This window comes from Agromyces indicus, assembly GCF_031432295.1.
Lineage (GTDB): Bacteria > Actinomycetota > Actinomycetes > Actinomycetales > Microbacteriaceae > Agromyces > Agromyces indicus.
The window spans coordinates 186,249-201,016 of sequence record NZ_JAVKGS010000004.1 but is presented as its reverse complement, the minus strand read 5'-3'; the positions used below and the strand labels follow the sequence as shown (position 1 = coordinate 201,016).

Annotated in this window: 8 protein-coding genes; all 8 read left to right on the top strand. The window is 74.2% G+C overall.

Features of this window, described 5'->3' with window-relative positions:
- Positions 1-17 precede the first annotated feature (17 nt).
- Entirely contained in the window at positions 18-1,130 is a 1,113-nt protein-coding gene (locus tag RH861_RS14205) for an FHA domain-containing protein (RefSeq protein WP_310521532.1), read from the top strand.
- A 25-nt stretch (positions 1,131-1,155) separates the two neighbouring features.
- Entirely contained in the window at positions 1,156-1,965 is an 810-nt protein-coding gene (locus RH861_RS14200; protein WP_067947081.1) for a PP2C family protein-serine/threonine phosphatase, read from the top strand.
- 104 nt (positions 1,966-2,069) lie between these two features.
- Entirely contained in the window at positions 2,070-3,485 is a 1,416-nt protein-coding gene (locus tag RH861_RS14195) for a serine/threonine-protein kinase (protein ID WP_310521531.1), read from the top strand.
- On the top strand, positions 3,482-9,361 hold the full coding sequence (locus tag RH861_RS14190) for an Ig-like domain-containing protein (RefSeq protein ID WP_310521530.1): 5,880 nt from the start codon (positions 3,482-3,484) through the stop codon (positions 9,359-9,361). The genes RH861_RS14195 and RH861_RS14190 overlap by 4 nt, the downstream gene beginning before the upstream one ends.
- 23 nt (positions 9,362-9,384) lie before the next feature.
- The gene (locus RH861_RS14185; RefSeq protein WP_310521529.1) at positions 9,385-10,356 is read left to right on the top strand and encodes an AAA family ATPase; all 972 of its coding nucleotides are present in this window, start codon (positions 9,385-9,387) and stop codon (positions 10,354-10,356) included.
- Positions 10,353-11,696: a DUF58 domain-containing protein gene (locus RH861_RS14180; protein WP_310521528.1), complete on the top strand. Its 1,344-nt coding sequence runs from the start codon at positions 10,353-10,355 to the stop codon at positions 11,694-11,696. The genes RH861_RS14185 and RH861_RS14180 overlap by 4 nt, the downstream gene beginning before the upstream one ends.
- Entirely contained in the window at positions 11,693-14,080 is a 2,388-nt protein-coding gene (locus tag RH861_RS14175; protein ID WP_310521527.1) for a transglutaminase TgpA family protein, read from the top strand. The genes RH861_RS14180 and RH861_RS14175 overlap by 4 nt, the downstream gene beginning before the upstream one ends.
- Entirely contained in the window at positions 14,055-14,717 is a 663-nt protein-coding gene (locus RH861_RS14170; RefSeq protein WP_310521526.1) for an FHA domain-containing protein, read from the top strand. Before RH861_RS14175 ends, RH861_RS14170 begins: the two co-directional genes overlap by 26 nt.
- Positions 14,718-14,768 lie beyond the last annotated feature (51 nt).

The window sequence follows — 14,768 nt, the reverse complement described above, 5'->3', positions numbered from 1 at the left end:
GTGGGACACTGGTTCCCATGGTCGAGGGGGCAGTGCGCAGCAGGATCGACCCCGATGCGCCCCAGTGGGACGTGGTGGTGGGAGCCCGCTTCATCGTCGCGCTCGCGGCGCCGGCGCCCGACCGGGTGACCAGCGCGATAGCCGACCTGGCAGGCGACGAGTCGGTCGAGGTCGAGGACCTCGTCGCCCGCATCCCGATGGGACCCGCCGGGATCGAGGACCTCGCCCTCGTGTGGTGGCCGCGGGGCGGCGACCCGCTCACGGCGCTCGTGCGCGGCCGAGCCGTCGTCGACCTCGCCTCGCCCGGCGGCGCCCGCCGGCTCGACGCGCGCGGCATCACGCCCTGGCACCTCGCCGAGTTCTCGGCCGTCACGCGGCTGCGGATCGCGGCCGCCGGCTCGCCCCTCGAGGCCGTCCGGCACGCGGCCGTGGCCGGCGAGGGGGTGCCGTCGGAGCGCGCCGCGTTCCGGGCCGCCGCGATCGAGTGGGCGTGGAGGGAACTGCCCGAGCGCGCCGACCCGTACGCGCTCGACGCCGACACGGTGCTGGCCCGCCGTCCGCCCGCGGACGCCGCGCCCGATCCCGACACCGTCCGCTCCCTCCGGCACGCGCCGCCGACCGCGCCGATGCCCATCGTGGAGGACGCCGACACGATCCGCTCGCCCGCGCGAAGCGGCTCGACGAGCACCGTCCGGGTGCCGCGCCCCGAGCTCGTCATCGAGGACGACACGGTCGCCGCCCGGGACGACGACGCCGGCGACACCCTCGAGCTGCCGATCCCCGCGACCGCCTACCGCGTCGTGGGCGGTCCGGCCGGGGTGATCGACGCGCCCGTGATCATCGGGCGCAGCCCGAGCCCGCCGCGGATGCCGCAGGGCGACGTCGTGCTCGTCCGCGTCGAGTCGCCCGCCGAGGTCGTGTCGGCGACCCATCTGGAGCTCCGCCGCGAGGGCGGCCGCGTGGTCGCCACCGACCTGCGGTCGACGAACGGCACCATCGTCAACTCCGCCGCGGGCGTCCGGCGGCTCCGGCCCGGGGAGTCCGTGGTCGTGGCCGCGGGAACGACGCTCCAGCTCGGAGGGGATACGATCGTCGAGATCCTCACGGACCTCGGAGGCATCGACGCATGACCTCCACCGGACAGGGGCGGACCAGGTGACGCAGATCGGCAACGGCAACAGCCGGCACCGCGTCGCGCTGCCGGACGGCACGGAGGTGACCCTCTCGTGGGCGGCGGCGACCGACACGGGACTGCGTCGCGCCGTGAACGAGGACAGCTTCGTCGCGCAGGCCCCGCTGTTCGCGGTGGCCGACGGGATGGGCGGCCACGCGGCCGGCGACTTCGCGAGCGCCGCCGTCGTCACGCGCCTGGCCGAGCACGGCGGCAAGCCCGCCGTGGGCACCTCGGACATCGACGCCGCGCTGCAGCTCGCCGTGCAGGACATGGGGCGCGGCGCGGGCGTGACCGACGAGGGCAGCGGCACCACGGTGACCGGCATCGCGCTCGGCGTGATCGGCGACCAGCCCGCCTGGATCGTGTTCAACATCGGCGACTCGCGCGTCTACCGGCTGGTCGGCGGAGTGCTCGAGCAGCTCACGGTCGACCACTCCATCGTCCAGGAGCTCGTGGACGCCGGTCAGATCTCGCGCGAGGAGGCGGACACGCACCCGCACTCCAACGTGATCACGCGAGCGGTCGGATTCCACGAGGCGCCGATCCCCGACTACCGGGCCATCGCGCTCGAGGAGGGCATGCGACTGCTGGTGTGCTCAGACGGGTTGACCAAGGAGCTGACCTCCTACGGCATCCGCCACTTCCTCATCTCCGGGCGCCGGCCCGAGCAGGCGGTGCACCAGCTCGTCGAGGCCGCGGTCGGCAACGGCGGGCGCGACAACATCACCGTCGTCGTCGTCGACGTGCTGCGGGTCGAGCGCCCCGGCGCAGGCGAGACCGGGACCGCGTGAAGTCACCGCGCCCCGCGGCATCCGCCGACCTACAATAAGGCGATGCACCGGGCGGGAGCCGCGCACCGGAGATGCTGCCGGTGCCCGAGCCCGCAGGGAGGAACGTGACGAGGCGACTTCCGTCCACGCCGCCGAACCTCCCCGGGTTCTCGTTCATCCGGGTGCTCGGAGCCGGCGGCTTCGCCGACGTCTTCCTCTACGAGCAGAACATGCCGCGGCGCCTGGTGGCGGTGAAGGTATTGCTCGCCGAGGTCGTCAACGACGACGTCCGGCGGATGTTCCAGGCCGAGGCGAACCTCATGGCCCAGCTGTCGAGCCACCCGTCGATCCTCACCGTGTACCAGGCGAGCGTCGCGGCCGACGGACGCCCCTACCTCGTCATGGAGTACTGCTCGGCCACGCTCGGCCAGCGGTACCGGGCCGTGCAGCTTCCGATCGCCGAGGTGCTCTCGATCGGCGTGCGGATCGCGAGCGCGATCGAGACCGCGCACCGGCAGGGCGTCCTGCATCGCGACATCAAGCCGTCGAACATCCTCACCACCGCATACGGCCACCCCGTCCTCGCCGACTTCGGCATCGCGGCCACGCTCGGCCAGGCCGAGGCGAGCGACGCGGTCGGGCTGTCCATCCCGTGGTCGGCACCGGAGGTGCTGCTCGATGAGGTCTCGGGCACGGTGGCGAGCGAGGTGTGGTCGCTCGGCGCGACCGTGTACTCCCTCCTCGCCGGACGGAGCCCGTTCGAGGTGCCCGGCGGCGACAACGGCACGCGGGCGCTCATCGCCCGGATCGAACGGACCAAGCTTTCGCCGACCGGTCGGCCCGACGTTCCCCGCAGCCTCGAAGCGGTCCTCGCTCGGGCGATGTCCAAGCGACCCGCGGACCGCCAGGCGGGCGCCCTCGAGTTCATCCGCGACCTCCAGTCGGTCGAGGAGGAGCTGAACCTGCCGCAGACGCCGCTCGAGGTGGCCATGGACGACTGGGCGCTCGCGACCGCCGTCGACCTCGACGAGCGCACCCGACTGGGCGCCGGCAGTTCGGCGGATGCCGCGGCGTCCCGGTCGCGTCGTCGCCGGTCGTCCTCCACGCGAGCCGGCGCGGCGACCGCCGACTCGCGATCCCGGGGGACCGCCCGCGGCCCCGGGGCGCGGCGCGCGACCGCTCCGCCGACGCCTCGCCGGCTCATGTGGGGCGTCGGCATCGCGGCGGCCGTCTTCGTGGGACTCGTCGCAGCGGGACTGCTCACCGTCGCCCGGGGCGCGGCGTCGATCCCGGTCGTCGCCGACGTGCGCGCCGAGGTCGTGGGCGAGAACGTCGTCTTCTCCTGGGATGACCCCGGACTGCGGCCGGGCGACACGTACATCGTGACCGTCGGCGGGAGCGACCGACCTCCGCAGCGGGAGACCGTCGCGACGGCGCCGGCCGATGCGGGCGCGTCGGTGTGCGCGACGGTATCGGTGTCGCGCGACGGGCGCTCCGGTCCGCCGAGCGCCGAGCGATGCGTGGAAGCGGGGGCGCCGTGATCGACGTCGCCGAGATCTGGCGGGCCCGCCGCGGGCCGCTCCTGACCGGCACGGCGGTCGGCGTCGTCGTGGCCGTCGTCGCCGGGGTGGCGGTCGCCTCGGGCGGCTACTCGGCGCAGCGCATCGACCTCGGCGACGCTTCGGTGTGGGTGGCCAACCAGAGCTACGAGTCCGTCGGCCGGGCCAACACGGCCGTCGGCGAGCTCAACGCCGTCGTCGAGGCGGGCGGCGCCAGTCCCGAGATCGTGCAGCGCGGCGCGACCGTGCTGGTCCTCGACCGGGACCGCTCGAGCGTCGGCATCGTCGATCCGGCCACTGCCGCCGTCGCCGACACCGTCTCGATGCCGCCCGCCGGCGCCGAGATCGCGCTCGCCGGCGACCGGGTCGTGGTCACGGCCGACGGCGACCTGTGGGTCGAGCCGATCGAGCAGTTCGGCGGCTTCAGGAGCGAGGACGAACCCGCGTTCGAGTTCGGCGCCCAGTCCGTGACGTCGGTCGACGAGGCGGGACGCGTGTTCGGCTACACCCCGTCCACGGGCGACCTCCGGCAGGTCGACGCGACGGCGCCCGAGAGCCCGGTCGACACGTGGCAGGTCGGTCCGATCGATCGACCCGAGGACGCGCAGGTGACCTCGGTCGGCGGTCGCTGGGCGGTGTGGGACGCCGGTGCGCGACTGCTGCACCTCGACGGTCGGTCGGTGGACCTCTCCGACGTCGCCGCGAGCGGTGAGCGGACGGTCCTGCAGCGGCCCGCGCTCGACGGCGACGGGGTCCTCCTCGCGACCCGCGAACGACTCGTCGAGGTGCCCTTCGACGGCGCCGAGCCGGTGATCCTGGCCGACGGCATGACCGGGAGCCCGGCGCGCCCCGTTCGCCACGGCGAATGCGTCCACGCCGCCTGGGGCGGCGGTACGGCGTGGCGGGCCTGCGACGGTGCGACCGGGCAGCGTACGCCCCTCGGCCGGCGCATCGCCGCGCCCGGCCCGCGCTTCCTCGCGAACGGCGACGCGCTGGTGCTGAACGACCCGCAGACCGGGGCGACCTGGTCGGCCGCGGGAGACTACGAGCTCATCGACAACTGGGCGAAGCTGATCGAGATCGAGCGAGACGAGCGCCGCGTCGAGCAGAACGATCCCGACTCGCCCGTGGCGACCGAGAAGAGCCAGGTCCCGCCCGTCGCCGTCGACGACGAGTTCGGCGCGCGTCCGGGGCGGGCGACGCTGCTGCCCGTGCTGCTGAACGACTACGACGCCAACGGCGATGTGCTCGTCGTGCGCAGCACCTCGGGGAACCTCCCGGCCGGCGCGCGGGTCGACCTCGTCTCGAACCGGCAGCAGCTGCAGCTCACGCTCGACGAGGCGGTCACGGGCGCCTTCGACCTCCGCTACGACATCGACGACGGTCGCGGCGGCGTCGCCCAGGCGCTCGCGCGGGTCACCGTGCGGGAGCCGGACGAGAACGGTCCTCCGGCGCAGGTCCGTCCGGTGAGCGCGGTGGTCGAAGCCGGCGGCCGGGTGAACACCCCGGTGCTCGGCGAGTGGGTCGACCCGGACGGCGACCCCATGTTCCTCCGCGCCGCCACGGCGAACGATCCGGACGACGCGACCTCCACCGCCGACGGCGTGGTGGTCTTCGACGAGCGCGGCGGCGAGGGCGATCGGCGCCGCGTCGGTCTCATCGTGTCGGATGGGCGCGACGAGGGCACGGGCACGCTCGAGGTTCGGGTCCGGGCGCCGGGTGAGGCGCCGCTCATCGCGGAGTCGTTCGTCGCGCTCGCCACGGCGGGCGAGGAGATCCGGCTCGAACCCCTCCGCCACGTCCGCGGCGGTTCGGGAGATGCCCGGCTCTCGGCGGTTCCGTCCAAGCCCGAGGCCGACCTGGCACCGGACTTCGACAAGGGCACCTTCCGGTTCTCGAGTGCCGCCGTGCGCACCCATTTCCTCGAGTACACCGTGACCGACGGCGGTCAGACCGCGACGGGCACCGTCCGCGTCGAGGTCGCCGCCCCGCCGGAGCGCGACACCACCCCGATCACCGTGCCGCACACCGCGTTCCTCCGCCAGGACCAGCCCATGGAGGTCGACGTCCTCGCGGGCGACATCGATCCGACCGGCGGGCTGCTCGTCATCACCGGACTGGGGGAGGCGCCCGACGACCCCGGCGTGCGCGTCGAGGTGATCGAGCACCGGATCCTGCGCGTCAGCCTCACGAGCCCGCTCGAACAGGGTTCGGCGACCTTCGGCTACCGCGTCAGCAACGGGCTGGCCGATGCCGAGGGCACGGTGACGGTCGTGCAGGTGCCGCCGCCCGGCATGCCGCAGCCCCCCGTCGCCGCGCCCGACACGGCGTCGGCGCGCACGGGCGACGTGATCGACATCCCGGTGCTCGACAACGACCAGCACCCCGACGGCGAGGCGCTGGAGCTCGACCCCGAGCTGGTGTCGGCGCCGTCGGCCGGTCTGCTGTTCGCCGCGGGCAACCGGCTCCGATTCCAGGCGCCCGGCGAGCCGGGCGTCTTCGAGGCGTCGTATCGCGTCCTCGGTCCGGACGGGCAGAACGCCACGGCATCCGTCACGATCACGGTGCGCGAGGCCGACCCGGCGACGAACTCCACGCCCGTCCCGGCGACCGCCACGGCCCGCGTGCTCGCGGGCGACACGGTCCGCGTCCGGATCCCGCTGGCGGGCGTGGACCCCGACGGGGACTCCGTGCAGCTGCTCGGCCAGGAGTCGAACCCCGAGCGCGGTGCCGTCGTCGACCGCGGCACCGACTGGCTCGAGTACGAGGCGGGGGAGTACTCGGCAGGCACGGACACCTTCGAGTACTCGGTCGTCGACGCGCTCGGCGCACGTGCGACCGGCGTCGTCCGCGTCGGCGTGGCGCCGGGTCTCGACGGCGTGCGCGCCCCGGTCGCCCTCGACGATCGCATCACCGTCCGACCCGGTCGCTCGCTCGCCGTGCGCGTGCTCGCGAACGACTCCGACCCGGACGGCGCGTCGCTCTCGATCGCGGGAGTCGAGCCGAACACCGGCAGCGCCACCGCCGAGGTGGACGGCGACGTGATCCGGGTCGACGTGCCTGCCGGCGAGGGCGACCACAGCTTCATCTACACCGTCGAGAACGAGCGTCTCGGGGCGACCACGGCCTTCCTGCGCATCGACGCGCGCGACGATGCGCCCCTCATCAGGCCCGAAGCCGCCGACGTGGTGCTGAGCCTCAGCGACGTACTCGACGAGGAGCGCGTCGACGTCGACGTCCTTGGCGAGGTCTTCATCGCGGATGCCGACCAGCGCGACGCCCCCGTCTCGCTGGTCGAGGGGTACGACGACGGCGCACGGGTGACCTCGGACGGCTCGATCGAGGTCGAGGTGCAGGACCGGCGCCGCATCATCCCCTACTCGGTCGGCCACCCGGACGACCCCGACCTGCGCGCGTTCGCCTTCATCTGGGTTCCCGGCCGCGACGACGCCCTTCCGCAGTTGCGGCGCGACGCCCCACAGGTGCGCGTCACGACCGGCGAGGAGGTCGTCCTCGAGCTCGAGGACCACGTCGTTGCGGCCTCCGGGCGGCCGGTCCGGGTGACGGATGCCGCGACCGTCCGGGCATCGCACTCCGACGGCAGCGACCTGGTCGTCGACGCCGACACCCTCCGCTTCCGCAGCGAGGCGGGCTACTTCGGCCCCGCGTCGATCTCGTTCACGGTCACGGACGGGGCGTCGGCCGACGACCCGGACGGGCGCACGGGCACGATCGTCATCCCGATCGACGTGCGCCCGAACGAGGACCAGCCACCGACGTTCGTCGGCGGCATGATCGACTTCGAACCCGGCCAGTCGCGGACCATCGCCCTGGAACGGCTGACCAACCGACCCGACGACGAGGGCGGCGCCGAGCTGGCGTACCGGGTCATCGGCGAGGTGCCCGAGGGTTTCGAGGCCTCGGTCGACGGCGGGGAGCTCCGCCTGCGCGCCGCTGAGGCGACGCCCCACGGCACGCGGGGCGCCATCACCATCGCGGTCGTCGACGGTGACGTGGAGGGCACGCCCGGGCGGATCGAGCTGCGGGTCGTCCCCTCCACCCGCCCCCTGGCGCAGCCGGCTCCCGACACCGCCGTCGCGCCGCGCGGCCGCAGCACCACGGTCGACGTGCTCGCGAACGACGCTGCCGGCAACCCGTTCCCGGACACGCCGCTGCGGGTGATCGCGGTGCGCGGCCTGGATTGGGGGGACCTCCCGGCGGGGGTGTCCATCACGCCGAACGCGGACCGCTCGCGGCTGTCGATCACCGTCTCCGCCAACGCGGCGCCTGTGAACACCGTCGTCCAGTACCAGGTGGCCGACGCCACCGGCGACCGCAGCCGGTACGCCTGGGGCACCGTGACGGTCTCGGTGCAGGACCGCCCGGACCCGGTCAGCGACGCGCGCCTGACGGGCTTCGGCGACGGCACGCTCGACGTCGCGTTCGGCGCCGGCGCCTTCAACAACTCGCCGATCCAGGGCTACCGCATCTCGCTCGCCGACCCCCGGGACGGCCGCGAGATCGCGGCGACCGAGTGCGGCGCGACGACGTGCACGGTCGCCACGCCGGGCAACGGACCCGAATCGGCCGTCCGCGTGCGCATCCAGGCGCGAAACGGCATCGGCCTGTCCGACCCGGTCGAGTTGCCGAGTCCGGTCTGGTCGGACGTGGTGCCCGGGCCGGCGTCCGGCCTGCGCGCCATGCCGCTCGACGGCCGGCTCCGCATCGAGTGGGCGCCCGTGTCGACCGGTTCCGGCAGCCCCGTCAGCACCTACGTGGTCACGGTCGCGGGCTCGCCGGTGGAGGTCTCCGCGTCGCGCGTCTGCACCGCCACCCGGTGCGCGACCGACTCGCAGCAGCTCGCGAACGGCAGCAGCGCGGCCGTGTCCGTGAGCGCGCGCAACGGCGCGTTCCCGGCGCTCGCCCAGTGGACCGAGGCCACCACCACCGGGACGCCCTTCGGCGCGCCGATCCCCGGTGACATCGCCGTGGCCGCGGATCCCGCCGCCGGGGCCGTCGTGGTGTCGTGGACGCCGTTCGCCGGCAACGGCGACGCCATCGGCGGCTACTACGTCGAGCGCCTCGTCGAGGGCGAGTCCGGCGTGCCCACCGGCGCGCAGGCCTGCTCGGTCACGCGGCCGGCCCCGGGTACGGTCGTCGCACCCACGGCAGGCGGCACCGTGGCCGAGGTCGTCAGGGTGGGTCCGGATGTCTCGAGCGTGTCGTTCACGGGAACGTCGACCGAGTCCGCGCGGTACTCGTTCATCGTGTGGGGTCACAACCGCGCCGGCTGCGTGCACACCGCGGTCGCCGGGACGGTGGTCCGGCCCGCTCCCGGGGCCGTCTCGGGCGTGGACAGCGCGATGGACTGGCTGAACGCCGAGACGTGGGACCGCTACGTGTCGAACGTCGACGCCGGCACCCGGCGCCTGCAGATCATCGCGGTCGACGCCAACGGCGTGCGCATCGGGACGCCGCGCGACTTCTCCGGCTCGGGGTGGCTCCGCGCCCTGCTGAACCGGCCGTTCGGCGAGACCGCGCGGTTCCAGGTCCGTGCCTGCTCGGTGTGGGGCTCGTGCGGGCCCTGGTCGGAGACGCAGCCGTCCGGCGAGACGCCGTCGCTCACCTTCGCCCTGCCGGGGCGCGCGTACGACCCGGCGAGCGTGACGTGGACGTGGACCGCCGACCCCGCGAACGGCGGGCTGCCGGCCGCGTACCGCTGCGGTGTCGTGGGCGGTTCCGAGAGCCGGGCGGCGCAGTCGCCGACCTCGTGCCAGGTCCCGGGCGCCGCCCCGGGCGACCGCGTCTGGTTGGATGTTGAGGTCGCGGGCGTCACCGCGAGATTCGAGGCCCGATGAACTCGCAGGGAGCAGGAGCACGCATGACCATGACCCCCGAGGACGCGACGCGGTTCGCCGCGGACCTGGACCGACTGGTGGGGGCGGTCGAGGAGGTCCTGCTCGGCAAGAACCGCGTCATCCGCCTCGCCTTCACCGCGCTGCTCAGCGAGGGGCACCTGCTCCTCGAGGATGTGCCGGGCACCGGCAAGACCTCACTGGCCCGCTCGATGGCGCAGTCCGTCGCGGGGTCGAGCAACCGGGTCCAGTTCACTCCCGACCTCCTGCCGGGCGACATCACGGGCGTGTCCGTGTACGACCAGCGCACCGGCGCGTTCGAGTTCCATCCGGGTCCGATCTTCGCGAACATCGTGCTCGCCGACGAGATCAACCGCGCGAGCCCGAAGACCCAGTCCGCACTGCTCGAGGTCATGGAGGAGGGCCAGGTCACCGTCGACGGGCAGACCCACCCGGCCGGCCGGCCGTTCATGGTGATCGCCACGCAGAACCCCGTCGAGCAGGCCGGAACGTACCGGCTGCCCGAGGCGCAGCTCGACCGCTTCCTGATGCGGACCTCGATCGGCTACCCCGACCACGCCTCGACCATCCGGATCCTCGAGGGAACCGACCAGCGCGCCCACGACCACCGCGTCGAACCGCGACTGGGCGCGGCGGACATCGTCCGGATGGCGGCGCTCGCGCGGACCGTATACGTCGACCCGACCATCCACGACTACGTGTCCCGACTGGTCGAGTCCACGCGGACCGCCAAGGAGGTGCGGCTCGGCGTCAGCGTCCGCGGCGCACTCGCGCTCGTGCGGGCGGCGAAGACCCATGCGGCCGGTCGAGGCCGGCACTACGTCGTGCCCGACGACGTGAAGGCGCTGGCCGAGCCCGTGCTCGCCCATCGCCTCATCCTCGACCCCGAGGCCGAGTTCGACGGGGTGACCGCGTCGAACATGATCGCGCAGGTGCTCATCGAGACCCCTCCGCCGTCGGCGAGGCAGGCCGGGTGACGTTCCAGACCCGCTCCACGATCCCCGAGGAGGCGGCCACCGAGGGCCTGCTCGCGGTCGTGATCGGGCGCGCGGTCGCGGCCGCGCAGGCTGCGGCATCCGTCATCGGGCGATGGTGGGCGACGGCCCGCGGCGTCGTCACCCCCCTCGGCTGGGGCGTGGTCGTGGGCGCAGCGGCGGCGCTCGTCATCGGCTACGGCTGGGGATGGGCGGAACTGGTCGTCATCGGCTGGGGACTCGGCCTGCTCGTCGCGCTCGCCTCGGCGTACCTCGCCGGCCGCGGCGCGGGCACCATCGACCTCTCGCTGCCCGTCGCGCGCGTCGCCGTCGGCGAGGAGGCGCAGGCGCGGCTCGTCGTGCGCAACCCCGGCCGCCGGCGGTTCGCGGCGGCCCGCCTCGAGCTCCCGGTCGGCGACCGCGTCATCGCGAAGGTCCTGCCGCCGCTCGCGCACGGCGCGGTGTTCGACGAGCGCGTCGCGATCCCGACCCGCCGTCGCGGCATCGTCGAGGTGGGCCCCGTGCAGACCGTCCGTGCCGATCCGATCGGCCTGATGCGGCGCGAAATCGAATGGTCGGGCGTGCGGATGCTGCACGTCCACCCCCGCACGATCGCGGTCTCGCCGCTCAGTACGGGCTACCTCCGCGACCTGGAGGGCACGGCGACACGCGACCTCACGATCAGCGACATCTCGTTCCACGCGCTGCGCGAGTACCAGCCCGGGGACGACCGGCGCTTCATCCACTGGCGCAGCTCGGCGAAGACCGGAACCTTCATGGTGCGGCAGTTCGAGGAGACCCGTCGCAGCCGCATGATGGTCGTGCTCGACCTCGCGGCCGACGCCTACGACGAGGACGACGACTTCGAACTCGCCGTGAGCGCGGCCGCCTCCCTCGGGGCTCGCGCCATCCGGGACGCCCGGAGCATCAGCTTCGTCGTGTCGGGTCGGGCTCGGAGCGCCCGGCGGGCTTCGGACGACGGGGAGGGACGCCGCGACCCCGCCATGCGGGAACTGCCGACCGCCTCGCGTGATCGACTGCTCGACGGGCTCTGCATCGTGGAGACCGACACGCGCGCGGCCCGGCTCGCCGAGACCGTCCGATCCGCATCCGAGTCGGTGACGGGGGTCTCGCTCGCCTTCCTCGTCACGGGGGCCGCCCGTCCGGTCGCCGAGCTCCGTCACGCCGCCTCCCGCCTTCCCCCCGGCGTCGAGGGCGTCGTCGTGCGCTGCAGCGCCGAGGGCGAGGCGGCGGCGCGTTCGATCGGGGCCATGACGGTGCTCGACCTCGGCTACCTCGACGACCTGCGCGCGATGATCGCGAGATCGGCGTCGGTCGCATGAGCGAGCGCATCATCGGCCCGGAGCGGTTCGGCGGCGCCGAACCGGTCCGGCGCACCGGGCGTCGGCGGGAGCGATGGACGGTCGGGCGCGCGTCATCGCCGCGCTCGGCCGTGGTCTCGGTCGTGATGGTCGCGGCGATGACCGCCGCCGCGATGGTGCCGTGGTGGCCGGTGTACGAGAGTCGGTCATTCGTGGTGGCCGCGGCCGTGGCGATCCTCGTGGGCTCGGTGATCGGCGTGATCGGCGCCGTACGGCGGTGGCCGTCGTGGGCGGTGGTCGCCGCCGTGGCCGGTGCCTACCTGGTGCTCGGCGTGCCGGTCGCGGTGCCGGGCCGGGCGTTCGGGGACGTGCTCCCGACCTCGGAGGGCCTCGTCGAGCTCGTCGCCGGCACGGCGCTGTCGTGGAAGCAGCTCGTCACCATCGCCGTCCCCGTCGGCAGCTACCAGGCGCTGCTCGTCCCGCCCTTCCTCCTCGGACTGATCGCGAGCACCGCGGCGGTGACGATCGCCCTGCGCACCGCGCGGCCCGCGGCGGCCGCACTCCCTCCGGCGCTCCTGCTCGTCGCGGGCATCGCGGTCGGCGTGATCCACGATGAGCTCGCCGTCCAGTCCGGGCTCGCGTTCCTCGTGGCGTGCGTCGCCTGGCTCGTGCGGGTCGGACTGGCGTCGCACCGGGCGATCATCGGCGAGCGGCCCTCGGAGGCCGTGGTCGCGGGAGTCCGCCGCATCATCGGAGCGAGCGCCCTCGTCGCGGTGGCACTCGTGGGGGCGACCGCCGCCGCCTTCGTCATCCCGCCCGGCCCTCGCGAGGTCGTGCGCGCGCAGCTCCAGCCGCCGTTCGAGCCCGACGACTTCGACAGCCCCCTCGCCGGCTTCCGCCGCGCCTTCGATCCGGATGTCGGAGCCACCCCGATGCTCGCCGTCAGCGGCCTTCCCGACGGGGCCGGGCTGCGCGTGGCGACGCTCGACACGTACGACGGCATCGTCTACTCCGTCGGCGGAGCCGACCGCTCGGCGGCATCCGGCCAGTTCACCCGCCTGCCGTTCCGGCTCGACCAGACCGGGACGCCCGGGCAGTCGGTCGACATCACGGTGGAGGTGCTCGGCTACGACGACGTGTGGGTGCCGGGGATCGGGCGACTGGAGCGCATCCGGTTCGTGAATCCCGACGATCGGGCCCCGGTCCTCACCGAGGAGTTCCACTACAACGACGTGACGGGCACGGGCGGCGTCCGGACCGGCTTGCGCGAGGGCGACGAGTACCGGGCACGGTCCGTCGCCTCGATCGACGACGTCGACCTCGCCGAGCTCCGGCCGGGCGGCGCGGTGCTGCCGGAGGCGCCCGACCCGCCCGAGGAGCTGCTGCAACTCCTCGACTCGTGGGCGCCGGCCTCCGATCCGCCGGGGGTCCGACTCGCGAAGGTCATCGACGGGTTCCACGGCCAGGGCTACGTCAGCCACGGCGTCGGCGACGACGAGCCGAGCCGATCCGGTCATTCCCTCGACCGCATCGCGGAGCTCGCGACCGTCAAGCCGATGCTCGGCGATGGCGAACAGTACGCGGTGGCCGCCGCCCTCATGGCGCGCGCGATCGGGTTCCCGGCCCGGGTCGTGGTGGGCTACCTCCCCGGCGAGGACCCGAGTGAGGACGACGCGGGCAGGCGCGTGTTCCGCAGCGACGAGCTCCAGGCGTGGATCGAGGTGCAGGCCAGCACGGGAGCCTGGATCCAGGTCGACCCGAATCCCGAGCGCCGCCCGGTTCCCGAACGGCAGCCGGACGAGCCCACCATCGTCTCCCGACCGCAGTCCGCCCTCCCACCGCCAGAGGAGCGCACCCCGATCGACGACCTGGTCGTCGAGCCGGATACGGGGGCCGACGACCGGGACGACGACCGCGCCGCGTGGCTCGAGGCCCTGCTCGCCGTCGCCCGCGTCGTCGGCATCGGGCTGGCCGCCCTGCTCCTCACCCTCAGCCCGTTCCTCGCGATCGTGCTCGCCAAGGCGCGCCGACGCCGCATCCGGCGGCGGGCGCCGACTCCCGTCGAGCGCATCGAGGGCGGCTGGCACGAGTTCACCGACACCGCCGCCGACTACGGCTACCCCATCTCGGCGGGCGCGACCCGCGCCGAGCAGGCGGCCACCGTCGGCGGGTTGGAGCCGCTCGTCCTGGCCGCGGTCATCGACCGAGCCGTCTACGCGCCGGACGGCCCGGACGAGGGCGACGACGAACGCATCTGGTCGGCGGTCGACGAGCTGCAGCAGCGCATCGCCGCCCCACGGTCGTGGCGGGAGCGCCTGCGCGCGGCCGTCTCCCTCGCCTCGTTCGGCCGCTACGCTGGCAACCGAAGGGAGGCGGCTCGTGACCTGCCGGATCTGCGGCGCTGACCTGCCCGAGGGCGCCATGTTCTGCGGCGAGTGCGGCAGCTCGACGTCGGCCACGCCCGAGTCGCGTCGACCGGTCGACCCACGGCCGGGCGACACCTCCGTCCTGCACCGCTCGGAGAGCGGAGTGATCAGCATCCCCGTCATCGGGGAACCCGTCGGCGTCGAGCGCCGGGCCGAGCCGGAGGTCTCCCCACCCGGTCCGGACGCGACGCCGTCCGGACCCGCGGGCGGCGTGACCTGGCCCGCCGAGCCCCCCGTTCCGGCCGGGCCCGCCGAGCCCGCCGAGCCCGAGGGGGAGCCCGACGCCGGGTCCGCGGTCTGGGTACTGCGCTTCACGACCGGCGAGGTCGTCAGCGTCTCCGGCTCGGGGCTCGTCGGGCGACGGCCGATGCCGCAGCCGGGGGAGCGGTTCGCGCACCTCGTGCAGATCGTCGACCGGGGACTGTCGGTGTCGAAGACGCACCTCGAGTTCGGCGAGCACGACGGCGACCTCTGGATCGCCGACCGGTTCTCGTCCAACGGCACCGTCGTCCGCCGGCCCGGCGAGGGCGGGGTGCGCTGCGAACCCGGGCGGCGGGTACTGGTCCCGCGCGGCAGTCGCGTCGAGATCGGCGAGCAGGCCTTCACCGTCGCCTGACCCGTCCTCCCCAGCGCCGCCGGATGTCGCCGGCGCACCGCCGGGCCCCGA